This window comes from Lewinella cohaerens DSM 23179 (assembly GCF_000379805.1).
GTDB lineage: Bacteria > Bacteroidota > Bacteroidia > Chitinophagales > Saprospiraceae > Lewinella > Lewinella cohaerens.
In genome coordinates, this window is sequence record NZ_KB903535.1 from 60,825 (window position 1) to 83,320 (window position 22,496).

Below are 22,496 nucleotides of genomic sequence, written 5' to 3' on the forward strand. Positions count from 1 at the left end.
TGACTTTTTACTTACCGCTTAGCAGCCCACTGCTCAAGTGCAGCAACGGCTTCGCCTACTCCTTCCTCCAATGGCCTTATTACTGGCAGACCAGTTTCTTTGCGAAGGGATTCCTGTGCCGCCACCAACTCATCGGCCGTCAGTTCTTCGCCGTTGAGGGTGATAGCGATAACCTCTGAACCATAAAGGCGGATTAGGTCAATGTCTTTTTGGATGGAACCGATGACTACATCACTACCTTCGAAGTGCTCTCGGCCAGGCGCGTGTTGTAACACAACTGCTTTAGCATTAGCACTCAGTAGGTATTCGCTACCACAAGGGCCACTAGGGTTGCGGAGCGATGATTGGCCCTCTAACAAAATGTAATCAGGATTGGCCTCGCGAGCGCAGTTCACCACTGCTTTTTCCAATTCGCCACCGATAAAATCATTAACCGTACTGTCAAACACAAAACCGTAAGGGGAGCCTTGTAGCCAGCCGGTCTGGCCCGTGTAGATCATTTCTGCGCTTTTACCTTTAGCACGTAGAGCTTCCATCATCCAGCGCGTAGTGGTACGTTTGCCCAGGGCACAGTCAGTACCCAATACCGCTACGATTGGGGCTTTTACGGAATAGATATCGCCTGTCCAGAATTGTAGCGCTTCCCGTGAGCGGGGTTTGCGAATATCCACCAACTCGATCCCTTTAGCGGCAGCTACTTGTTGAAAATCAGGATCATCACTAAGGAAAGTGTGTAAACCATTCACCAAGCTACAGCCATGCCCGGCGGCTTCTAACAGCGCGGCACGAAAATCTTCAGGCAAGCGCCCTCCTGTCAGTGCTACTCCTACGATACAAGCATCAGGTTGTACGGCACCTTCCTGGGCAAAATACGCCGCTACGGAAGCCATCACCGGAATATTGCGCGCTTTACCATCCAGTACCATTCCTGCGTCCTGGCCAGCAAAAGCTTCGTCGATGACCGCTAAAATTTTGAAACGTTCGCTCCCACGGAGAAGCCCATGGCAAGTTTTTGCATTGGAAGAAACCAACATTCCGTTGGTGAGTACAATAGCTTGTTGCATAATCAGAAATTTACAATAGCATTTTTCTTTATCCGCCCCCGATGCTTATCGAGTTTAAGAAGTACAGCTATCATGATGGTAAATCCAAGTAAACTGGAACCTCCTTTGCTAAGAAATGGCAAAGGGATACCAATAATCGGCACCAATCCAATCGTCATGCCTATATTAACGACAACGTGAACGAAAAGGATTCCTGCGACACCATAGGCATAAATACGGCTAAAAGCGGTACGCTGGCGTTCGGCAAGCATGACTATTCTCAAGATGAGTAATAAATATAACCCCACTACTGCTGCTGAGCCCAAAAATCCCTGTTCTTCTCCAATTGTACAAAAGATGAAGTCTGTATCTTGTTCCGGCACCCAGCGCCCTTGGGTCATTCGCCCAGAGAAAACTCCTCTTCCTGTGATCCCTCCTGCACCGATAGCTAGCATAGAATTTTCGAGATTCATCACTGAATCTTTATTTCGTTTTTTCGCTTCTGCTGGGCGTAACCAAACGTCAATACGTTGCTGCTGGTGGGGTTGTAGTACATTATTAAAGACATAGTTACTACCAACGGCCAAACCGCCAGTGAGTAAAAACCCAGCCATCATTACTGGTATAATCTTGGTCCTAAAGTTCAGATACTGCCGGTAAGTCATCGCAATTAAGGCAATGAGTGCAGCCCCCAGGCTGTATGTTCCGTAACCTTCCCGATAACCAAATATCAGGAGTACCCCAAACAACAACAGGCCACCTAACCAAAGTAAGCCTTGATCCTTTTCATATAAAATGTAGATCATAATAACCAGCCAGGCCAACAACAAAATCATCACCAGAGGAGGTACTAAGATACTTAAGACAAAGGTTACTCCACCTACAATTCCGATAACATAAAGCAAAGGATTAAGCCCTTCTCGAAACATGACTATAAAAAACGACATAAAGACCAGCGCAGAACCCGCATCTGGCTGTAAAAGCACCAAGCCCGCTGGTAGTATAAATAATCCCGCCACCTGAATCGCTTGTCGGGTATTGCGCAGATCAATACTCCAATGCCCCAGGTAGGCTGCTACCCCCAGGCAAGTACCAAATTTGGCCAATTCAGATGGTTGAAAAGAAAAGCCTCCAAAGGTAAACCAAGAGGTCGCCCCCTTGATCGTCGTACCTATCAGCACCACCAGCACCAAGCTGACTATCCCTCCGCCATAGATCAAATAAGCAAAGGTTTGCCAAAATTTGTAATCGAGAAAGAAGAAGATAAATGAAAACACCAGTAAGCAAATAATAATCCACAAAACCTGCTTGCCCGACTGCATATGGAAGAGAAAATCTGCCAAATTCTCTGGCGCGCCCGACTGCTGTACATCTACTGAATAAATAAAAATCCCTCCTATCCCCACCAGTGCCAGGTAGAAACAGAACGTGATGTAATCAATATTCAGTAAATACGTTTGCCGATTATCGGACATGGTCTTTGCTGTGAAGAGTATAAGGTAAGAAGGTAGAGCGTGTCAAGTAATAGAAACCGGCTTACTTAATGCTAAGTATTTTGTGCTGTCTCTAATAGTAATTCAGTAGCTCGCCCTTGGCGATTGCATCGTCTCGAACCAGGTACAGCCCTTCGTATTCACGACTAAGGATATACTTCAACCGCAGCGCATCGCGCTTGGTACGAAAAGCCCCCGCTTGCAACTTGTAGTAAGGGCGGCTGTGCTCCCACTCTACAGGAATATTGGGATAATGATAACGAAAGGATTGCTGAACACTTTCCAGTCGCTCACGACTGGTTGTTGCTAAAATCTGCACTCTCCAACCGGAGACCGTATTCTGTGACTGATTCACGGCCGTATACTGATCCAGCATATCTCCGATGATAGGATCCATTTTTACCTGAACACTTTGCCCCATGAGGAAGCAACTGAACACCATTAATGGCAGGAGGAAAAGATATTTTTTCATAAGGAATGTCCGATTGATTTTAACCTAATACAAAGCAACCAGACAAAGATAAGGAAGAAACTTTACTTATTTTTCGCCCACAATTGCTACGCCTCTGGAAGCTCCTAATCGGTCTGCACCAGCCGCAACTAATGCCTCGGCATCTTCCAGTGTGCGAATGCCCCCGGAAGCCTTTATCTTGATCTCTTTTTTTAGCGTAGACCGCAAAAGACGAATAACCTCGGGAGTAGCTCCCGTGCCATTGAAGCCCGTTGATGTTTTTACGTAATCAGGTACGAGATCATTACAAATTTTACAGACTTCCAGTATTTCCGACTCAGTGAGTAAAGCCGTCTCTATGATTACTTTCATCTGCTTTCCCCGTAGATGGCAAGCTGTTAGCATCCGGTCGATATCGCTACGCACAAAACTCCAGTTGCCATTTTTAGCGGCGGCAATATTGATAACGATATCAAACTCATCAGCACCTTCATCAATGGCCCGCTTAATTTCTTCAACCTTGGCAACGGTAGCAGAATAACCTAGAGGAAAACCAATAACCGTAGCTAATTTAACAGGGCTGCTATCCAGCGCTTGGCGCGCTTGGGCAACGTAAAAAGGAGGTACACACACGGCTGCAAAACTATGGTCAATCGCTTCCTGGCAAATCTGTTTGATTTCCGCAAGCGTTGTATCCGGCTTGAGCACGGTATGGTCAATAAAAGAGGCGATGTTCATCAAAAACTGGGGTTAATTCACGGGTCGTTCACGAAAAATTCGGCTCCATTCTAGACACCTAAATTTAAATCCGTAAACCTGAAAGTCATACTATTAAGAGGCAAGATAGCGCAATTAAATAAATATTTAATATTGAAGAAAGATTCCTTTTACGCCCCAACACCCAATTTATTAGGCATCAACGCTTTAAGGTAGAATAATAATTTTATTGACTTTCGCTATTTCTATATAAAACCAACAACATGAGTCATTAAATAGCTGAAAAGATTGATTTATCTGACTTTTGTAGAAAAACCCCACGATTTCTATTAGTGAAATCATGGGGTTTCTTCTTTAACTATAGGTTTTGCGGTTGGTCAGCACGGATTTTGATGACAATCAAAATTCGGGATGACTCATGTTATTAGAAACTTGGGTATATTAACAATTACGCACCACGCCCGTGGCACTGCTTGTATTTTTTACCACTGCCACATGGACAAGGATCATTACGCTTCACCTTCTTCTCTTCTCGCTTGAAGGTTTCAGGCTTCTGTCTCCGTCCGCCCTGCCCGGCACCCTGTGCAGCTGCGCGCTGCATCCGTTCGCCTTCATCAGCCGTTTTATTGGTACGAGTAGCCTTCAAGTTCGTTTTCTGTTCCTTTGCTTGCTGTACGTTCTGGTTGAGCGCCAAACCACCTTTAGCCAAGTAACTGGTCACCGATTCATTCGTTTCAATGATCAGACCTTCAAATAGCTTGTAGGCTTCCATTTTGTAAACAACTAAGGGGTCTTTTTGCTCAAACGAAGCTGCTTGTGAAGAATCCTTCAATTCGTCCATGCCCCGCAAATGGTTCTTCCATTTTTCATCAATGATGGCCAAGGTTACCGCTTGTTCAATATCCCGAACGACCGACTTCCCGTCACTTTTCACCGCTTCTTCCAGATCAGCAGTCACATTTAGTGGATGGGTGCTACCATCCGTAAAGGGCAGTAAAATACGCTTGTAGCGGTCGCTCTGTGTTTCGTAAACATGCTTGATCTGAGGCATGATCATTTCCGAAATCTTCAGGTATTTCCGCTCGTAAAATTCCTTAAACTGCGCTTCTACCATTTCCACCAGCTCTTCAGCCTTGCGCTCCTTAAAGTCCGCAGCGTCCATCTTAGGGTCCAAGCCCAAGGTAGATACACACGCCCGCTCAAAGGTTTCAAATGACCCACCTTCTTTGTGCGCATACACCAGCTCGTCAACCAAGCCACCAAACATATTATTCAAATCCACACTCAGGCGTTCTCCTTCCAAAGCATTGTCACGCTTTTTGTAGATCGCCTCACGCTGGATGTTCATTACATCATCATACTCCAAAAGACGCTTACGTACACCGAAGGCATTTTCTTCTACCTTCTTCTGTGCGCGCTCTATCGACTTGGTCACCATCTTGTGCTGAATAACCTCACCTTCTTGGTGGCCCATGCCATCCATTAGTTTAGCTATCCGCTCCGATTGGAACAGTCGCATCAGTTTATCTTCCAGTGAGATGTAAAACTGCGAACTACCAGGATCTCCCTGACGTCCGGCACGCCCTCGCAACTGGCGATCAACCCGCCGCGAATCGTGGCGCTCTGTACCAATAATCGCCAGACCACCAGCAGCCTTCACCGCATCGTTGATCTTGATATCCGTACCACGACCCGCCATGTTGGTCGCAATGGTCACATTGCCAGCGCGACCCGCTTCAGCTACAATCTCTGCTTCTCGCTGGTGTTGCTTGGCATTCAGCACATTGTGGCTGATGCCACGCATATTCAGCAATCGGCTTAGTTTTTCTGATACATCTACCGTCGTCGTACCTACCAGCACTGGTCGGCCTGCTTCACTCAACTTTACAATATCTTCAGCAACAGCGTTGAATTTTTCCCGCTCGGTTTTGTACACCATGTCCTCACGGTCATCACGCTGAATAGGGCGATTGGTAGGGATTACCACAACGTCCAGTTTGTAGATTTCCCACAATTCACTGGCCTCCGTTTCGGCAGTACCCGTCATACCAGCAAGTTTGTGGTACATCCGGAAGTAGTTCTGTAGCGTTACGGTAGCATAGGTTTGGGTTACATCCCCCACCTTCACATTCTCCTTGGCTTCCAATGCCTGGTGCAGACCATCGCTATAGCGGCGTCCTTCCATCATCCGGCCAGTTTGCTCATCTACAATCTTCACCTGGCCGTCCATCACGATATAGTCCTCTTCGCGATCGAAGAGGGTATAAGCTTTCAACAGCTGACTCATCGAGTGCACCCGCTTGGACTTTACAGAATAATCCTGTGCCAACTGGTTCTTTGCTTCCGCTTTCTCGTCATCTGCAAGGCTAGTATCCTTGTCTATATTTACCATTTCCATGGCAATATCAGGCATCACAAAGAACGTAGGGTCTTCCTTTCCCTTGGACAGGTATTCTACCCCACGCTCCGTCAGTTCTACCTGACGATTTTTTTCGTCAATCGTAAATAGCAGTGGCTCATCAGCAATGTGCATGTGCTTCGACTGCTCCTGCATATAGAAGTTTTCCGCTTTTTGCAGAATTACCCGTACTCCTTCCTGACTCAGGAATTTAATCAAGGGCCGGTTTTTCGGCAATGCCCGGTACGAGCGCAGCAGCGCCAATCCGGCCTGCCCTTCTTCGTTACCCAGGTTACCTTCTTTAAAGGCTTTCTTTGCTTCGTTGAGATACTCTGAAGCCATCTTGCGCTGTTCAGCAAGCAACCGCTCGACAAAAGGCTTCAGTGACATATACTCCTGATCATCAGAGCCCTGAGGTACTGGCCCAGAGATAATCAAAGGTGTCCGTGCATCATCAATCAGTACAGAGTCTACCTCATCCACCATCGCGTAGTGGTGTTTGCCCTGTACGCGTTCATTAGCGTTGCGTACCATGTTGTCACGCAAGTAATCAAAACCAAATTCGTTATTGGTACCATAGGTAATATCACAACCATAAGCCGCAATACGCTCTGGCGAGTGGGGCTTATACTTATCAATACAGTCAATCGTCAGGAACAAAAATTCCATGATTGGCCCAATCCATTCGCAATCACGACGAGCAAGGTAATCATTCACTGTTACAACGTGTACCCCCTGGCCAGACAAGCCATTCAAGTACGCCGGCAGCGTCGCTACCAGGGTTTTACCTTCCCCCGTTTGCATTTCCGCAACTTTACCATCATGCAGTACCATACCACCAATCAACTGCACATCGTAGTGTACCATGTTCCAGGTGATCTCACCACCGGCAGCCAGCCAGCTATTTTTCCAAATAGCATCCCCTCCATCTAGGCTCACATAGCCTTTTTTGCTGTGGGCAGCCAATTTACGGTCATGCTCCGTGGCTGTTACACGCAATGTTTCATTATTCGAAAAACGGTACGCCGTTTCCTTCACAACTGCAAAAGCCTCTGGCAAAATTTCTTTCAGAATCACCTCCTGCTCTTCGTCACGTTGCTTCAACAAAGCATCGATCTCTTTAAAGAGCTGTTCCTTGGCCTCAATATCAGTGCCTTCAGCAGCTTCCTTCTTCAATTCCGCTAGTTCAGCATCAATTTCACTGAGGTAAGAAGCAATACGAGACCGAAATTCCTGGGTCTTAGCGCGCAACTCATCGTTCGACAGCTTGGTTAGCCCTTCATGAGCTTCCTTAATATCCTCCACCACGGGCTGGTAAATGGCCACGTCGCGATCGTATTTCGTTCCGAACATATTCTTTAGTCCGGAGGTGATGTTCTTAAACATATATCTTGTATTGGGTACTCGTCCGTATTGCGCAAAAAATAAATTGATCCTTCTTTTGGGTTTTTCAAATAGCTAATATGCTTAAAATGGAGCGCTTAATTAACTATTCGAAAAACGTCGGCTAAATTTATTTTTGTGCTGTTCCTTAAAGTACGCGCTATTAATGGCAGACTCAATAAAAACGCAAAGATAACACTAATCGTTTTTTCAAGAGCTTGTTTGGGACGGTTTCGTCACGAGAATCAAGGATTTGCGGTTCTGGCGAAGCTGCTAAATTCGAGTTTGGCGGGCCAAATGAGTGTTTAGCAGCGAAGTCAGGTTCGTAAAGCCTTGATTCGCAGTAGGAACAAGTCCCAAACAAGCTCTTAACGATCAACTTTGGGTAATCATTTGCTTATTCCCCCTTTAATGCAGATATTATACCAAACCGATTACCGCGCCACAATGTCATAATATTGTCACCCTCACCTGACGTTATTGCAGGATCTGGGTCTTTTAAATCATCATTTTGGCAGCCACCTTCGTACGAAGCCTCGGTGCCAGGCTGTCCGCTCTCACCTTCGGTACCACTACCATCCTTGCTGCTGCTCACTCCGTTGCGCCGAGCTTCGCGCTCATGCGCTACGCATCACTTAGCAACCTCACTTAAGTACTCTTCTTGCAGCTGATTTGCCAAAACCGCTGATAAGGCTTACCCTCAACAACCTTTACTGGCTCATTGACTTCCTTTGCTTCCACCAAACCAAATTTACCAAATTCCCTTTTTACTGAATTTCTGTCATAAAAAAACAGATTAACCCCATGCTTGGTTACAAACCTATCAGGGCTCAATTCTTTCCCCTCTCCATAAGCAGCCGAACGCGTTGAGATAGCCACAAAAACCATATACCCTCCGGGCTCAAGCTGAGCGTAACAGTCACGAATAAGCTTCGCTCGCTCCTCCGAATCCAACAAATGGATCAGGGCGTAACAAAAAATCCCTTCGTACAATTCTTCACCAAATGGCATCTCTCCAACAGCTCCATGATGAACCTTGACCCCTCCTCCGAAGTGCTTTTTTGCCAAGTCAATGGCCGTTGCTGAAATTTCTATGCCCGTAACACTAAACCCATTATCTGTAAATATTTTCGCATTTCTTCCATATCCAAATCCCGGTATTAAAATGTTACTCAGTCCTTCTCTTTTAAATAAGTCCAACACTTCCATTGTGCAATCAGCAGGTGCCAAGCCCCACATTGTCTTTTTATCTCTGAAGTTTGATTCCCAGAATTCTGCCATCTTTGTTTTATTTATGCTGTCCCCAAGGGCTTTCTAAGTAAATTGAATTGAACCAATTCAAGAAATATAAGGCCATTTAAGTAGATAAAAAAGAGCTTATATCTCCTTTTATGAACTTATATGGTTCAAGTAGAAAATAGAAGTTCGTTATTCGACAAGAACATCATTGGCCCTTATCTTTACTCCATGAAAACGAATATCTACTTCCTATTTTTTGCATCAATAACCTTATTCCCTATCACCAGCTGCCAAGACGACGGCCTACGTGATATTCGCGATTACTATTTCCCATTACGAGAACTCACTGACGGGCTCGTCTACGAATACCGAGATGCTCAGCACGACGCTCTCGCTGCTGATTATTGGTACTACCGTGTTCTGCCTACCGATTCGGCTTATTATTTCACCAAAGCTTATTACCAAAGCGACTTCCTGCCTAGTAGCCTTTACCGCGAGGAGATGGTCAATAATGGCATCCTCTTGCGTAACCTTTACCTGTTTGAAACAGATAGTACCAACCAGCAACAACAAGTCATCGGCGAAGTAATTAGTTCTAATGTCTTTCCCTTTCAAGTCAAAGAGGATGGCAGCGAGGTGTACATTTACCAAGTTCGTTTTCAACTCCCCTCGCAGCCGCACGGCAGCACAACGATCTTGATCAATCGCCAATTCCAGGGCGACACCACTTATACCTACGAGGAACAGGAATACCCTGCTATCCACTTTTCACTCAGCGGCTCCGTCGACCAGCGCGATTCCATCATCGGTGATATTGAACCTCGCTTTACCGGCCAAGAGATTTATGCCAAAGGCTTGGGGCTCGTTTTCTATGCCCGCGACTACGGAGAGGGCGCCCCCAGCTTCCAACATCAATTGGTAGATCGCTACCCGATGACCGAGTTAGAAAAAAAAGCACAGGAGAGCTGGGAGTAAAGCCTATGCTTTCAAAAAAATAAAATATGTAAATTTGAAGAACTATAGGGAGCTGCCCCTAATCGTTATTTCACCTTTACGAACTAACAAGCACCTCTTTAAAAATTTCTCACATGATCTTATAATCCCTTATATGATTCAAAAAAATCTCCGCAAAAATCCCGCCTCTTTAGACTTCTTCTCCTTATCTAATTCCAAACCATGACTTTGAATGCTCATATTTTGTTGGTGGATGACGATAAAATGCTCAGCCCATTTATTCAGGAATACCTCGAGTCAAAAGGGCTGAAGGTCACCTTGGTCTACAGCGGAGAAGACGGCTTGCACACCTTCCGACAAGGGCATTTCAACCTGTGCATACTGGATGTAAAAATGCCCTTCAAAGATGGCTTCACCCTTGCTGCCGAATTACGAGAATTAGACACTGAGGTTCCTTTTATTTTCCTCTCCTCTAATGCAGATAAAGCCCATCGTATCAAAGGACTCACCCTTGGTGCCGACGACTACGTACCCAAGCCCTTTAGCATGGAAGAGTTGTACCTGCGAATTGCGGCGGTATTGCGCCGTGTAGGCCGTCAACAAGAGCAAGAACAAGTTGCAGAAGCAGCAGAATATACGATTGGCCAATTCTCTTTCCATCCCCAAAACCAGGAACTCACCTTAGGCGACAACGTTCAATCACTGACTGGTACAGAGGCCAAGTTATTGCTTCTTTTTGCTACTGCTCCTGACGGCGTACTTTCACGCGACAACGCTTTAAAATCCATCTGGGGAGAAGAGGAATACCTCCGGGGCCGTAGCCTCAATGTTTACGTTAGCAAGCTCCGTCACCTGCTGAAAGGGGATCCAAATATTGAGATCAAAAATATCCACGGTACTGGCTACCGTTTGCACATCAGGGAATAACTTAGGAACAGCACGAAAACAAAATCGCGTTTTATTTTCTGCGCAATACTCAATAAGCTTTTAAAAACCTAAAGGCTGGGACAAACGCGCGGTCAAATTTTTGCCAACCAATCAACAGCATCTCTTTGTTTCCTTGTGGCACCGCCAATCGTTCGAGCGCCTCCAACTGTTTGGATAACTTATCCAGCCCCAAGTAACGCAAATGCCCTTTGAGCGCATGAATATCCGTACCAGCTTGAGACAGTTGCCCGGCCGAAATATCTTTTTTTATAGCGTTCATCAGCCCTGGTGTTTGTTCCACAAAACGGGCTACGAAGCGCTTAAACAACTCGTGGTCGTCGTCAAAGTAAAGGGCGATGGCTTTTTTATCGATCATAATAGTACTTGCTCTGAGTTCCTCAATTTCGGTTTATTGTCGCATTTCTCGTTTAATAAAAGGATAAAAAGGATAAAAAAACCTAAATTGATAATCCTATTTCCGAAACAGGCGTCATGAAAAAACACCTTCTTCTTCTACACTTTTTGCTTGCTTGGTCTTTCTCTTTTGCCCAACAGGAGCAGCATTTTTTCCGCACACTAGACACCGATGATGGCCTGCCTCACAACTTCGTCATCGACATTCTGGAAGATCGCGATGGCCTGATGTGGATCAGCACCCCCGCTGGCCTAAGCAAGTACAACGGGCAGACTTTCACTACTTATGTGCCGCATGTCAGAGACAGCACCGTCAAAGAAGATCGGCTACCTTTTATTTGGGATCTCTTTGAAGATAACCAAGGACAAATATGGCTGAGTGCCGATAATGGCTTGTTTCTTTTTGATAAACGAACAGGTACAGCAGAATGCTTCAAAGGCTTCGGGATGGAAACCATTGACTGGGAGAATTATTCAACAAAGAGCTGCTATCAGACAGCAGATGGCATCCTATATGCGTCTATAGATCAAGGGATATTACAAATCAACTGGCAGGATAGCACCACCTTTTTAGCGAAACACCCTTCCAAACTTCAAGGTATTTTCCCAGATCAAAATATGCAAGGAAATATCTGGTCTGCTAATATGTATGGGCTGTACTTATTCCAACCCAACCAGAATCTATCTTACTTCCCCATAGCGGATAATCCAGAAATCTGCCCTAAGGTTTTTTGCTTCCACATAGATACAACAAACAACTTCTGGCTAGGTACAGATGATGGCTTGTACAATTTTAATGCTGCAACACAAATCTACACCAAAATAGAAATCCCGGGGTTTGGACAAATTAGTATTACCGACATTGTCGAAATCGAGCATGGCGTTTTTTACATTGCCACTCAAGACCATGGTGTTCTTCATTGGAATGCTAGAACGAAGCAACTTCTTGAACATCATAAATTTTCAACAGGTTCTACCAAAGGCCTCCCCAGTACTTTTTTGTTTTGCTTAAGTTTAAGTAAGGATAAAAGCTTATGGATCGGCACCGACGAAGGAATAAGCTTATTTCGCCCCAACAACAGCCAATTTCGATTCTATGCTCATCCTGGTGAAAAACGTAATCCCGCAAATTCACGAAATGTCTTAACCCTCGATCGAGCCGACCATCTATGGTTCTTCTATCTTTCTGAAAACAACCTTTACCAACAAAAATCCCTTACAGATTCGCTCCAGAAAGTTCAACTCGACCGACCTGCTTTCCCTAATAGTTTTAAATATATTTTTGAAGATTCCCAAGAGCAAATATGGTTTACATCCAGATCTATAGGTCTCTTTTCCGTCAACCCACAATCACTGGAGGGGAGGCTAGTCAAAGACATCTCCTACTTTTACAACTATGCCATTAAGCAAGCGGTAGTAGATCCAATCAACGAACAGTATTTTTGGATTGCAACCGATGGCGGGCTTTGTCATTTTAATTCGGTTACCCATGACACTAGTTGGGTCCGCCCTACCCAACTGGATAGTACTGCCGCCGAAGACTTTGTTTCGAAACTTATCCTTAGCAAAGACAGTACCCTCTGGTTTATGAATACCAGTCGTTTGTGCAGTTATGAACAAACCACCCAAAGCTTCTTCTGCTATCCCATTCTAGACAAACAAACGAAGGAAAAAATAGCGCTAAAATACCTGTCTGACATCGTTTGGTCTGATGACCAATTATACCTCCCCTTTCGGGAAGGTTTTCTCATTTTCGATGACACAGAAAAGGAATTTACTTTTTCACAATCCTACCAAGGCTATGATTTAAGAAATCTCAGTAACCCAATTGCCGATAATACAGGTAATATTTGGATGGTCGGTAATCAACAACTAATTCGATACACACCACAAACCGAAGAGTTCTCCTTTTACAGTACCAAAGAATTTTGCAGTAAATTTCTGAATTTTAGTACCGGAAAATTTAGCGACGGCAGGCTTATCTTCTCCACTAAATGTGGGCTACTCGTTGTCGACCCCAGTATAGAAAATCCCCAAACATTTGCTCCCAATGTCGTCTTATCCAGTTTTCTTGTGCGCAATCAACCCTATAATTTAAGCGGAGCACCAGAATTTATAGCTCAGATCGAACTCCCCTACCAAGACAACTTCTTTACCATCAACTATACCGCGCTGGAATACCTTGATCCGGAAAACATCAGCTATCGTTATAAATTAGAAGGACTGAATGAGGACTGGGTTAATGCGGGCCATGATCACTCGGTGAACTTTGCCAACCTGGCCCCAGGTAATTACACCTTCTTCGCCGAGGCAATCTTACCCGACGGTACAAAGAGTAGCACTCCCTTGCGCTTACCTATCCTGATTAAACCTGCTTATTGGCAAACACTGGGGTTCAAAGCCCTTATTGCAATTTGCTTGCTAACGATTACCTTCCTCATTTTTCGAGCCCGCCAAAAAGCCCACCAGCTAGCTGCCGACAAGCGGCTGGCCGAACAAAATTCACTATACAAGAGTAAATTCCTTGCCAATGTCAGTCACGAAATACGTACACCACTCAATGCCATCCTAGGCATTAATAGCCTTTTGATGGAATCCACTAACCTAGACTCCAGGCAACAGCACTTTACGGAGTCTATTCATCTCTCTTGTGAAAAACTACTCGCAATTATCAATGACTTGCTAGATCAAGCAAAAATCGAAAGTGGCAAATTCAGCCTCAACCCACAACCTTTCGAACTCCGGCAATTGATCCAACAGGTTGAACGGCTACTGGAACACAAATTCAGCGAAAAGGGACTTATTCTTCGTACCGAAATAGACGAAAAAACCCCTAAAATCCTGATTGGTGATGCCATTCGCCTATTCCAAATATTGATGAACCTAACAGGCAACGCACTTAAATTCACTGAAGCAGGAACTGTAAGTATTCAAATTACTTCCCTGAGTCAAGAGGCAGAAACCTACCGCTTGCAATTTGAAGTAATAGATACCGGTGTGGGTATTCCTGCCGAAAAATTAAATGATGTATTTAAAAGCTTTGAGCAGCTAGGCAATAACCAACCAACTTCCTATCAGGAACAAGGCACAGGCTTGGGACTTTCCATCGCGAAAGAACTGATTGAATTGCAAGGCGGGCAAATCACCCTAACATCAACAGTAGGACAGGGCACCACCTTCCGCTTTAATATGCCTTTTCAAGTAGGAAAAGAAAGCGTAGCTACAACTCAGGCAAGCAGTCCACATGTCTTCCCTTCTGGCTTAAAAGTCTTGATCGTAGACGACACACCGATTAACCAGTTTCTCACAGCAGAGTTACTAAAAAAACACTTGCCAGAGGTACACACAGATACGGCTGCCAACGGCGAAGTAGCCCTCAATAAAATAACCAATGAACGTTATGACCTCGTACTTATGGACGTCCGTATGCCCGTGATGGGTGGAATGGAGGCGACCCAGAAGATTCGTCTTAAGCTTGATTCCTACTATCAGTCTCTTCCTATCTTAGGACTTACCTCAGATGCTATTCCACAACAAATAGAAGCCTGTAAGCAGGCTGGCATGAACGATTGCTTGAGTAAACCTGTGCGCACCGCTGATCTGATAGCAATGATAAAAAAGCACCTGTAGCTGATTAGTACAAATAACAAAGCCGACGCTCCCTAGAGGAACATCGGCTTTGTACAGTTTTTATTATTGGAAAGTTGAATTATTGGAAAGTTAACAGGCAAAAAGCACCATCGAACCAACAAACAAATCAACCATCAAACAAATACCTATTCTTCTTCCTGCGAAGCAGCGGCAGTAGTAGTTGCAGCAGCGGCAGCCTTAGCTCCTTTGCCTTTACCTCCACGGCGACGGCGACGGCCACCTCCTTTAGAAGCTTCACTACCAGCAGTGTATACTTCATTGAAGTCAACAAATTCAATCATGGCCATTTCAGCAGCATCACCTTTCCGTGTTCCGGTTTTGATGATACGAACGTAACCACCAGGGCGATCACCAATACGCTTGGCAACATCTCCGAATAGTTCTTTTACGGCTTCCTTGTTCTGTAGGTAGCTGAAAACAACGCGACGATTGTGCGTAGAATCAGTTTTAGCCTTAGTAACGATAGGCTCAACAAAAACACGAAGTGCTTTCGCCTTAGCCAAAGTGGTGTTAATACGCTTGTATTCGATCAATGAGATCGCCAAGTTGCGTAATAATGCTTTACGATGACCGACTTTGCGGCCCAAATGGTTAAATTTCTTACCGTGACGCATGGTTGAATTTGTTTAACTTCACAACACTTTGGCCTGCAGCATTAACAGGTTTAGCTAAATGCTGACCGCAGTAATTGTATAATGATTATCCTCGAATGAGGAACCTGTGTTATTGGCTAGATGGTTAGATTGTTGGATAGTTCGAAGGTTATCAACCAGCAAACCAACTAATAATCCAACCATCGAACAGTTTTTCTTACTCTTCGTCCAACTTGTACTTAGACAAGTCCATACCGAAAGTGAGCCCTTTCTCCTGAAGCAATTCTTCAATCTCTACCAATGACTTCTTACCGAAGTTACGGAACTTCAACAGTTCATGTGTGTCGTAACGTACCAGTTCAGCCAGGGTATTGATTTTCGCTGCCTTCAGACAGTTGTAAGCACGTACGGAGAGGTCGAGGTCTTCCAGGGAAGTTTTCAACAACTTACGCATGTGCAGGATATGCTCATCTACGATATTCTCTTCGCGGGTACCCGCTGAATCGAAGGTGATATTTTCGTCCGTGATCAGCATAAGGTGCTGAATCAGAATCCGTGAAGCTTCTTTGATAGCTTCTTCCGGGTGGATCGTACCATCTGTTTTGAGGCTAATCGTCAGTTTCTCGTAATCGGTACGTTGACCAACACGGAAATTGTCAATGGTGTAAGCCACATTTTTGATAGGCGTGTAGATGGCATCGATGGGAATAACACCGATTGGTGCGTCCTTAGGCAGATTTTCATCAGCAGGAACGTAGCCACGACCTTTCGAAACGGTAAGTTCAACTTCCAAGTTCACGAAAGGCTCCATCGTACAAATCAGCAGATCAGGGTTCATGACTTTGAACACATTGGTGTGCTCTTCAATGTCACCAGCCCGGAATTCTTCTTTACCGCTGATCGTGAGGTATACTTTTTCTTCCTGAACATCTTCGTCAGCAATCATTTGCTTAATACGAACTTGTTTCAGGTTAAGGATGATTTCAACAACATCCTCTACTACCCCGCGAATCGTACCAAATTCATGTTCAACACCCGCAATACGGATAGCGCTAATAGCGAAACCTTCCAGGGAAGAAAGGAGTACGCGGCGCAATGAATTGCCGACAGTTTGACCGAAGCCCGGTTCGAGTGGTTTGAACTCAAAAAGTCCCTCAAAATCATTGGCTTTTTCCATTACGATTTTGTCGGGCTTCTGAAAATTCAAGATGCTCATACGCTTGTGTATAATCTTTGGTGGGGAATGAATAGCTATTCTCTTAACATCAGAATGCGGAACCCGGTTCAAACCGTGATTCCGTAAACATAGTAACAGGAAAGAACGACAATCGGCCGAGATGTCGTTCTTTCCTTTATCATCAAGCTTACTTAGAATATAATTCTACGATAAGCTGTTCGTTAATTTTCTCAGGAATGGCATCACGCTCAGGGTAATCCATGAAGCGGCCTTCCAGTTTGTCGTGGTTGAATTCCAACCAACCGAAGCGGCGAGCGTCTCCCTTGGTTCCCATGCTATCGCGAACGACTTGCAAACCTTGAGACTTTCCTTTAACACCAACAACATCACCAGGACGTAATTGTGCAGAAGGAACGTTATTGATACGACCATTCAACACAATGTGCTTATGGGTTACCAACTGACGAGCAGCGCGGCGAGTAGGTGCAAGACCTAAACGGAACACAACGTTATCAAGACGAGCTTCAAGGAATTGTAGCAGTACCGTACCGGTAACACCACTTTTCGCAGCAGCACTTTCAAATAGATTACGGAACTGACGCTCTAATACACCGTAAGTGTACTTAGCTTTCTGCTTTTCCATAAGCTGGAGGGCATAATCTGATTGCTGACGACGGCGACGGCTGTTGCCGTGCTGTCCTGGGCGATACTTCTTACGCTCAAAACTTTTATCGTAGCCGTAGATAGCTTCGCCAAATGCGCGAGCTTTCTTTGTTTTGGGGCCAGTATATCTTGCCATTTCGGAAGGATAATTTTCGCTGAAAAATTAATTAAGGTTCGTAGGGGAATTATACCCGACGACGCTTAGGTGGACGACAACCGTTGTGTGGAACAGGTGTTACGTCTTTAATACGAGACACTTTGATTCCTACACCATCGATGGCACGGATCGCCGCTTCACGACCAGAACCTGGTCCCTTAACGAAAACCTCTACCGTGCGCAGGCCTGCATCATAAGCAGTACGTGCAGCTTCGCTCGCTGACACCTGTGCAGCATACGGTGTATTCTTTTTAGAACCACGGAATCCAGATTTTCCGGCAGAAGACCAGGAAATCACATCACCTTTCTTATTTGTAATAGAAATGATGATATTATTGAAAGAAGCCTGGATGAAGACCTTACCTTCCGGTTCGACCCGTACCTTTCTCTTCTTAGCTGTTTTTTTGGTATTTGCTTTAGCCATGGATCAAAAAAATTACTTGGTTGCTTTCTTTTTATTTGCGACAGTCTTACGCTTACCCTTACGAGTACGTGCGTTAGTTTGGGTGCGTTGGCCCCGGAGAGGTAATCCTTTACGATGACGTAGTCCGCGGTAACAACCAATATCCATCAATCGCTTGATGTTGGTTTGGACTTCCGTACGCAATTCACCTTCTACTTGATAATCAGTCTGGAGCATCGTCGCGATCTCCTTGATATTATCATCCGTCCAATCCTGAACCTTCGTGTGCTCACTAACTCCGATCTTGGCCAGAATTTCCTGGGCCAATGAAGGACCGATGCCGTAGATATAGGTAAGACCTATTACACCGCGCTTGTTTCTTGGTAAATCAACACCAGCAATTCGTGCCATTGTCTGTCTGTATTTAGAGAGGGAAGCAATACTTCCGTCTAGTTTTTTTTATCCCTGACGTTGCTTGAACTTGGGATTCTTCTTGTTAACGATGTAAACCTTTCCTTTTCTTCTCACCACTATGCAGTCGGAAGAACGCTTCTTAACGGAGGGTCTTACTTTCATGGTTTGCGTATTTTACGAATCTATAACAATTAAGTATCAATTACTTGTAGCGGTAGGTAATGCGCCCACGCGTTAAGTCATAAGGAGACATCTCCACTGCCACACGATCACCAGGAAGAATTCGGATGTAATTCATCCGCATTTTACCAGATATCGTTGCGGTAATTTCGTGACCATTTTCCAACTTCACACGAAACATCGCATTGGACAAAGCCTCAAGAATAGTACCGTCCTGTTTTATTAGATTCTTTTTACTCATATTCCGATTTTCGGAGTGCAAAGATACAATTAATTGCTAAATTCTCCACACCCGAGCTCATTTTTTTATAAAGGAGCTGTTTGTTGATAAAAAACACTCACCAAATTCAAGCTTAATTCACACTCATTTCGCGAACTATTGGAATCACATTAGGATTCTTTTGGATCGCCTCAACGATAATTTCGTGATTACTCAAAATATCAGGACCATTTTTGGTCACCGCGATGGTATGCTCATAATGAGCTGCCGGTTTCTTATCCTTGGTTACGATCGTCCATTCGTCACTTAAAGTCCGCACTTCACGGCGTCCCATATTGACCATTGGCTCAATCGCTATAACCAGTCCTTCCTTTAGTACAGGTCCCTGTCCCCGACGCCCATAATTAGGTACATCAGGTGCCTCATGCATGGATTTACCCAGGCCGTGGCCTACAAGTTCTCGTACTACTGAATAGTTATGCTCTTTTTCGGTATAGTGCTGAATAGCATGACTGATATCCCCCACTCTTTTACCGATTACTGCATTCTCTATGCCAATATAAAGCGACTCGTTTGTCACTCGGCACAATTGCAGTGTTTCTTCATTTACTTCCCCTACACAAAAGGTATAGGCAGCGTCTCCGTAAAACTCATTCATATAAGTTCCACAATCGATAGAGAGGATGTCTCCATCTTGAAACACTTGTTCTTTCGAAGGTAAGCCATGAACTACCGCTTCGTTTCGAGAAACTAACAAGGTAGATGGGCAACCATAAAGGCCTTTAAAGCCAGGTAGCGCACCATGATCACGAATAAAAGCTTCTGCTTTTGTATCGATTTCCTCACCAGTCATTCCAGGGCGCAGCATACTACCAACGTATGCCAGTGTTTTACAAACCAGCATACAATTTTCGCGAATTAACTCGATTTCGTCTGCGGTTTTATAAATCATTTTGCGTCCTTTCCTCGCCATATTTCTTAGCTTATCCTGTTTTGTGTGCTACGGTAATTAAAACCGTATGCTTACATATTTGCACCAATACCCTGCATCCGGCTACTGCTACGGCCAGATACCCGACCTTCTTTAACCAGACCATCGTAACGGCGCATCAACAAGTGGCTTTCAATTTGCTGGAGCGTATCCAGAACAACCCCTACAAGAATCAATAAAGAAGTACCACCAAAGAAGGCAGCAAACAAATTATTGATGCCAAAGGCTGCTGCAAAAGCAGGCATGATCGCAATTAAACCTAAGAATACAGATCCTGGAAGCGTAATGCGGGTAGTTACCGAGTCAATAAATTCTTCGGTAGGCTTACCTGGCTTAATACCAGGGATAAATGCATTTTGGCGCTTTAGGTAATCTGCGTAGTTAGAGGGATTAACGATTAAGGCTGTATAGACATACGTAAAGGCAACAACCAATACGAAGTAGATGGCATTATAAGGTGCCGAGGTAAAGTCATTTAGTTTCTGTACCAACCAGCTCGTTTCAGCATCTGCACCTGCAGTTTGCGCAGCGAGGCCAGGAAGGAACATTAAAGCCTGAGCAAAGATAATAGGCATAACCCCTGCGGCATTCACCTTAAGAGGAATATAATCACGTGCTCCAGCTACAGGAATATTACCCGTACCACGACCAACCATCCGTTTGGCAAATTGCACAGGAATCTTACGAACCCCTGTTACAATCATGACTGTTGCCATACAGACGAGGAACAGTGCTGCGATTTCCAGTACAAAGACCAGGAAGCCACCAGCCTGCAAACGGCCCTGCAATTCAAATACGAAGGCAGTAGGTAATGTAGCAATGATACCCACAGTGATCAAAAGAGACACCCCGTTACCAATACCACGATCCGTAATCCGTTCACCCAACCACATTGCAAAAACAGTACCTGTTGAAAGGATAATAATACCAGACAACCAGAAAATACTTTCAGGCACAGAGTTATCAACGGCTCCCAAAGACTTAACGTAAGTTAGGTAAGCACCACCTTGTACCAAAGTAATAGCTACTGTGAGCAAGCGTGTAATTTGGTTCAACTTCTTACGGCCAGACTCTCCTTCTTTCTGCTGTAAACGCTGAAAATAAGGAACAGCAAACCCTAAAAGCTGAATAATGATACTCGCTGTGATATAAGGCATAATGCCCAAGGCAAAGATAGAAGCATTGCTAAAGGCTCCACCAGAGAAAACATTAATCAAGCCCAGTAGCGAGTTATCGCCACCGCCGCCCATTTGTGCTTGTAGCACAGAAGGGTCAGCACCAGGTAAGACAATGAAAGATCCTAGCCGGAATACCCATAGTAAACCAAGCGTGAAAAGGATGCGATTGCGCAACTCCTTAATCTTCCAAATATTTTTGAGCGTATCGATAAACCTTTTCATCGTGGTCTTTTTTAGAGGATAGTGAGAGAACCACCCTGCGCTTCGATACCTGCTTTTGCAGTTTCCGAGCTAGCATGGGCCGTTACATTCAGCTTGGCGTTCAATTCGCCAGTACCCAAAATCTTAATCAAATCCGTCTTGCGAACAATACCCAGCTTCATCAGTGTATCCATATCAATGGTATCAACACTGTGCTTCTCACTGATCTCCTGAAGGCGACCAAGATTAAGAGCTACGTATTCTACGCGGTTAGGACTCTTAAATCCGCGCTTAGGTAAACGCATCTGAAGTGGCATTTGACCACCTTCAAAACCACGCTTACTTTTGTAACCAGAACGTGACTTAGCACCTTTGTGGCCACGAGTAGACGTACCTCCTCGGCCAGAACCCTGACCACGGGCAATACGTTTGCGGCTTTTTACAGCACCAGACGCTGGTTTGAGACTATGGAGTTCCATTATATTATGCGATTTAATAGCTTCGTTAATTGCTTAGATTACTAGGTAACCTTAAGCTTCTTCCACTGTTACCAGGTGAGCGACCTTGTCGATCATTCCCTGAATTTGAGGAGTTACCTCTTTAGTGACCGTGTCGTTCATCTTTTTCAGACCCAACGCCTTTACAGTATCCTTTTGACGCTGAGAACGGTCGATCAGGCTCTTAACCTGTGTTATTTTTACCTTAGCCATGGCCGACGGTTTTTTACAGGCTTTGCAGCCTATCCTTCAAAAAGCTTTTCCATTGAGATGCCACGCTGTTTAGCAATAGCCATAGGGCTACGCAGTTTCTGCAAAGCATCAATTGTGGCTTTCACCACGTTGTGCGGGTTAGAAGACCCTTGAGATTTAGCCAGTACATTGTGTACGCCAGCAATTTCCAGTACAGCACGCATCGCGCCACCTGCAATTACTCCCGTACCATCAGAAGCAGGCTTAATCAACACCTTACCAGCACCATACTTCCCTTTCTGTGCGTGAGGGATAGTACCATTATGGATAGGCACTTTAATAAGGTTTTTCTTAGCATCATCAACCGCCTTGCTGATCGCCTGAGATACATCACGAGCCTTACCTAGACCATGACCTACCGTACCTTTGCCATCACCAACAACTGCTACCGCCGCAAAGCTAAAGGTTCTACCACCTTTGGTTACTTTGGCTACCCGGTTAAGGTTAACGAGCTTTTCTTTCAGTTCTGTTTCGGCCGGTTTTACCCGGTTAGAATTTTTCTTTGCCATTACCAAAAAGCTTCTTAATGATTAAAATAGTAAGCCTCCCTCACGGGCGCCATCCGCCAACGCTTTCACGCGGCCATGATATAAATATCCTGCCCGGTCAAATACTACGGTTTCAATACCCGCAGTCTTGGCGCGCTCTGCTAACAGCTTACCGGTAGCAGCAGATTGTTCTGATTTATTTCCAGTATTGGCTACTGCTGCCTCGAAAGAACTTGCATGTGCCAATGTCTGCCCTTGAACATCATCGATGAGCTGAGCGTAAATATAACGATTCGAACGGAATATATTCAAGCGCGGACGCTGAGCTGTACCCCGAGTTGTTTTGCGAATGCGCATATGAATGCGCTTTCTGCGTTTTGCCTTTGTTAATTGCATCGCTGCTTATTTTTAT

23 protein-coding genes are annotated in these 22,496 nt (G+C 44.9%); 3 read left to right on the plus strand and 20 right to left on the minus strand.

All coding sequences use genetic code 11. The annotated features are described in order from the left end of the window. Nucleotides 1-11: 11 nt before the first annotated feature. The 6 genes from A3EU_RS0105965 to A3EU_RS0105995 form a co-directional block, all read right to left on the minus strand. Entirely contained in the window at nucleotides 12-1,064 is a 1,053-nt protein-coding gene (locus A3EU_RS0105965; protein ID WP_020535221.1) for an N-acetyltransferase DgcN family protein, read from the minus strand. A gap of 2 nt (nucleotides 1,065-1,066) precedes the next feature. Further along, nucleotides 1,067-2,518 carry a rod shape-determining protein RodA gene (gene rodA / locus A3EU_RS34530; RefSeq protein WP_020535222.1) on the minus strand — a complete coding sequence of 484 codons (1,452 nt, stop codon included), beginning with the start codon at nucleotides 2,516-2,518 and terminating at the stop codon, nucleotides 1,067-1,069. A gap of 91 nt (nucleotides 2,519-2,609) precedes the next feature. Then, a complete protein-coding gene (locus A3EU_RS0105975) occupies nucleotides 2,610-3,008 on the minus strand; it encodes an SPOR domain-containing protein (RefSeq protein WP_044085518.1) in 399 nt (132 codons plus the stop codon). A 66-nt stretch (nucleotides 3,009-3,074) separates the two neighbouring features. Next, entirely contained in the window at nucleotides 3,075-3,725 is a 651-nt protein-coding gene (gene deoC, locus A3EU_RS0105980; protein WP_020535224.1) for a deoxyribose-phosphate aldolase, read from the minus strand. A 427-nt stretch (nucleotides 3,726-4,152) separates the two neighbouring features. Next, nucleotides 4,153-7,488: a preprotein translocase subunit SecA gene (gene secA, locus A3EU_RS0105985; protein WP_020535225.1), complete on the minus strand. Its 3,336-nt coding sequence runs from the start codon at nucleotides 7,486-7,488 to the stop codon at nucleotides 4,153-4,155. A gap of 645 nt (nucleotides 7,489-8,133) precedes the next feature. Then, entirely contained in the window at nucleotides 8,134-8,766 is a 633-nt protein-coding gene (locus A3EU_RS0105995) for a class I SAM-dependent methyltransferase (protein ID WP_020535227.1), read from the minus strand. 186 nt (nucleotides 8,767-8,952) lie between these two features. Here A3EU_RS0105995 and A3EU_RS0106000 point away from each other — a divergent pair, with 186 nt between their 5' ends. Together A3EU_RS0106000 and A3EU_RS0106005 are read left to right on the plus strand one after the other, a co-directional pair. Next, entirely contained in the window at nucleotides 8,953-9,699 is a 747-nt protein-coding gene (locus A3EU_RS0106000) for a hypothetical protein (protein WP_156825674.1), read from the plus strand. 201 nt (nucleotides 9,700-9,900) lie between these two features. Beyond that, a complete protein-coding gene (locus tag A3EU_RS0106005) occupies nucleotides 9,901-10,605 on the plus strand; it encodes a response regulator transcription factor (protein ID WP_020535229.1) in 705 nt (234 codons plus the stop codon). Between the two features lie 49 nt (nucleotides 10,606-10,654). On the opposite strand, the gene A3EU_RS0106010 is transcribed toward A3EU_RS0106005, so the two are convergent. After that, nucleotides 10,655-10,981: an Hpt domain-containing protein gene (locus A3EU_RS0106010; RefSeq protein WP_020535230.1), complete on the minus strand. Its 327-nt coding sequence runs from the start codon at nucleotides 10,979-10,981 to the stop codon at nucleotides 10,655-10,657. 116 nt (nucleotides 10,982-11,097) lie between these two features. Here A3EU_RS0106010 and A3EU_RS0106015 point away from each other — a divergent pair, with 116 nt between their 5' ends. After that, nucleotides 11,098-14,649, plus strand: a complete 3,552-nt coding sequence (locus A3EU_RS0106015; RefSeq protein ID WP_020535231.1) for a hybrid sensor histidine kinase/response regulator — start codon at nucleotides 11,098-11,100, stop codon at nucleotides 14,647-14,649. 146 nt (nucleotides 14,650-14,795) lie between these two features. Here A3EU_RS0106015 and rplQ read toward each other — a convergent pair whose 3' ends face one another. The 13 genes from rplQ to rplR all read right to left on the minus strand — a co-directional run bounded on the left by rplQ (nucleotide 14,796) and on the right by rplR (nucleotide 22,480). Next, nucleotides 14,796-15,284, minus strand: a complete 489-nt coding sequence (gene rplQ / locus A3EU_RS0106020; RefSeq protein WP_020535232.1) for a 50S ribosomal protein L17 — start codon at nucleotides 15,282-15,284, stop codon at nucleotides 14,796-14,798. A gap of 196 nt (nucleotides 15,285-15,480) precedes the next feature. Next, nucleotides 15,481-16,479 (minus strand): DNA-directed RNA polymerase subunit alpha, encoded by a 999-nt coding sequence (locus A3EU_RS0106025; RefSeq protein WP_020535233.1) that lies wholly within the window; start codon nucleotides 16,477-16,479, stop codon nucleotides 15,481-15,483. A gap of 148 nt (nucleotides 16,480-16,627) precedes the next feature. After that, entirely contained in the window at nucleotides 16,628-17,239 is a 612-nt protein-coding gene (gene rpsD / locus A3EU_RS0106030; RefSeq protein WP_020535234.1) for a 30S ribosomal protein S4, read from the minus strand. Nucleotides 17,240-17,288: 49 nt separating this feature from the next. Next, entirely contained in the window at nucleotides 17,289-17,684 is a 396-nt protein-coding gene (gene rpsK, locus A3EU_RS0106035; RefSeq protein WP_020535235.1) for a 30S ribosomal protein S11, read from the minus strand. Between the two features lie 12 nt (nucleotides 17,685-17,696). Further along, a complete protein-coding gene (gene rpsM / locus A3EU_RS0106040) occupies nucleotides 17,697-18,074 on the minus strand; it encodes a 30S ribosomal protein S13 (protein WP_020535236.1) in 378 nt (125 codons plus the stop codon). 48 nt (nucleotides 18,075-18,122) lie between these two features. Beyond that, a complete protein-coding gene (gene rpmJ / locus A3EU_RS33560; RefSeq protein ID WP_071596852.1) occupies nucleotides 18,123-18,239 on the minus strand; it encodes a 50S ribosomal protein L36 in 117 nt (38 codons plus the stop codon). A 40-nt stretch (nucleotides 18,240-18,279) separates the two neighbouring features. Further along, on the minus strand, nucleotides 18,280-18,498 hold the full coding sequence (infA, locus tag A3EU_RS0106045) for a translation initiation factor IF-1 (RefSeq protein ID WP_020535237.1): 219 nt from the start codon (nucleotides 18,496-18,498) through the stop codon (nucleotides 18,280-18,282). Between the two features lie 112 nt (nucleotides 18,499-18,610). Continuing rightward, on the minus strand, nucleotides 18,611-19,450 hold the full coding sequence (gene map, locus A3EU_RS0106050; protein WP_020535238.1) for a type I methionyl aminopeptidase: 840 nt from the start codon (nucleotides 19,448-19,450) through the stop codon (nucleotides 18,611-18,613). A 50-nt stretch (nucleotides 19,451-19,500) separates the two neighbouring features. Further along, on the minus strand, nucleotides 19,501-20,868 hold the full coding sequence (secY, locus tag A3EU_RS0106055) for a preprotein translocase subunit SecY (RefSeq protein WP_020535239.1): 1,368 nt from the start codon (nucleotides 20,866-20,868) through the stop codon (nucleotides 19,501-19,503). A gap of 11 nt (nucleotides 20,869-20,879) precedes the next feature. Continuing rightward, the gene (gene rplO, locus A3EU_RS0106060) at nucleotides 20,880-21,326 is read right to left on the minus strand and encodes a 50S ribosomal protein L15 (RefSeq protein WP_020535240.1); all 447 of its coding nucleotides are present in this window, start codon (nucleotides 21,324-21,326) and stop codon (nucleotides 20,880-20,882) included. Nucleotides 21,327-21,377: 51 nt separating this feature from the next. Then, the gene (gene rpmD, locus A3EU_RS0106065; protein WP_020535241.1) at nucleotides 21,378-21,557 is read right to left on the minus strand and encodes a 50S ribosomal protein L30; all 180 of its coding nucleotides are present in this window, start codon (nucleotides 21,555-21,557) and stop codon (nucleotides 21,378-21,380) included. A 29-nt stretch (nucleotides 21,558-21,586) separates the two neighbouring features. Continuing rightward, complete coding sequence (gene rpsE / locus A3EU_RS0106070) at nucleotides 21,587-22,105, minus strand: 30S ribosomal protein S5 (protein ID WP_020535242.1); 519 nt, start codon at nucleotides 22,103-22,105, stop codon at nucleotides 21,587-21,589. 21 nt (nucleotides 22,106-22,126) lie between these two features. Then, nucleotides 22,127-22,480, minus strand: a complete 354-nt coding sequence (rplR, locus tag A3EU_RS0106075) for a 50S ribosomal protein L18 (RefSeq protein WP_020535243.1) — start codon at nucleotides 22,478-22,480, stop codon at nucleotides 22,127-22,129. Nucleotides 22,481-22,496 lie beyond the last annotated feature (16 nt).

Excerpts from the sequence above, each read along its gene's own strand:
- A3EU_RS0105965 (WP_020535221.1), bottom strand. The coding sequence starts at position 1,064 with ATGCAACAAGCTATTGTACTCACCAACGGAATGTTGGTTTCTTCCAAT.
- rodA (WP_020535222.1), bottom strand. The coding sequence starts at position 2,518 with ATGTCCGATAATCGGCAAACGTATTTACTGAATATTGATTACATCACG.
- A3EU_RS0105975 (WP_044085518.1), bottom strand. The coding sequence starts at position 3,008 with ATGAAAAAATATCTTTTCCTCCTGCCATTAATGGTGTTCAGTTGCTTC.
- deoC (WP_020535224.1), bottom strand. The coding sequence starts at position 3,725 with ATGAACATCGCCTCTTTTATTGACCATACCGTGCTCAAGCCGGATACA.
- secA (WP_020535225.1), bottom strand. The coding sequence starts at position 7,488 with ATGTTTAAGAACATCACCTCCGGACTAAAGAATATGTTCGGAACGAAA.
- A3EU_RS0105995 (WP_020535227.1), bottom strand. The coding sequence starts at position 8,766 with ATGGCAGAATTCTGGGAATCAAACTTCAGAGATAAAAAGACAATGTGG.
- A3EU_RS0106000 (WP_156825674.1), top strand. The coding sequence starts at position 8,953 with ATGAAAACGAATATCTACTTCCTATTTTTTGCATCAATAACCTTATTC.
- A3EU_RS0106005 (WP_020535229.1), top strand. The coding sequence starts at position 9,901 with ATGACTTTGAATGCTCATATTTTGTTGGTGGATGACGATAAAATGCTC.
- A3EU_RS0106010 (WP_020535230.1), bottom strand. The coding sequence starts at position 10,981 with ATGATCGATAAAAAAGCCATCGCCCTTTACTTTGACGACGACCACGAG.
- A3EU_RS0106015 (WP_020535231.1), top strand. The coding sequence starts at position 11,098 with ATGAAAAAACACCTTCTTCTTCTACACTTTTTGCTTGCTTGGTCTTTC.
- rplQ (WP_020535232.1), bottom strand. The coding sequence starts at position 15,284 with ATGCGTCACGGTAAGAAATTTAACCATTTGGGCCGCAAAGTCGGTCAT.
- A3EU_RS0106025 (WP_020535233.1), bottom strand. The coding sequence starts at position 16,479 with ATGAGCATCTTGAATTTTCAGAAGCCCGACAAAATCGTAATGGAAAAA.
- rpsD (WP_020535234.1), bottom strand. The coding sequence starts at position 17,239 with ATGGCAAGATATACTGGCCCCAAAACAAAGAAAGCTCGCGCATTTGGC.
- rpsK (WP_020535235.1), bottom strand. The coding sequence starts at position 17,684 with ATGGCTAAAGCAAATACCAAAAAAACAGCTAAGAAGAGAAAGGTACGG.
- rpsM (WP_020535236.1), bottom strand. The coding sequence starts at position 18,074 with ATGGCACGAATTGCTGGTGTTGATTTACCAAGAAACAAGCGCGGTGTA.
- rpmJ (WP_071596852.1), bottom strand. The coding sequence starts at position 18,239 with ATGAAAGTAAGACCCTCCGTTAAGAAGCGTTCTTCCGACTGCATAGTG.
- infA (WP_020535237.1), bottom strand. The coding sequence starts at position 18,498 with ATGAGTAAAAAGAATCTAATAAAACAGGACGGTACTATTCTTGAGGCT.
- map (WP_020535238.1), bottom strand. The coding sequence starts at position 19,450 with ATGGCGAGGAAAGGACGCAAAATGATTTATAAAACCGCAGACGAAATC.
- secY (WP_020535239.1), bottom strand. The coding sequence starts at position 20,868 with ATGAAAAGGTTTATCGATACGCTCAAAAATATTTGGAAGATTAAGGAG.
- rplO (WP_020535240.1), bottom strand. The coding sequence starts at position 21,326 with ATGGAACTCCATAGTCTCAAACCAGCGTCTGGTGCTGTAAAAAGCCGC.
- rpmD (WP_020535241.1), bottom strand. The coding sequence starts at position 21,557 with ATGGCTAAGGTAAAAATAACACAGGTTAAGAGCCTGATCGACCGTTCT.
- rpsE (WP_020535242.1), bottom strand. The coding sequence starts at position 22,105 with ATGGCAAAGAAAAATTCTAACCGGGTAAAACCGGCCGAAACAGAACTG.
- rplR (WP_020535243.1), bottom strand. The coding sequence starts at position 22,480 with ATGCAATTAACAAAGGCAAAACGCAGAAAGCGCATTCATATGCGCATT.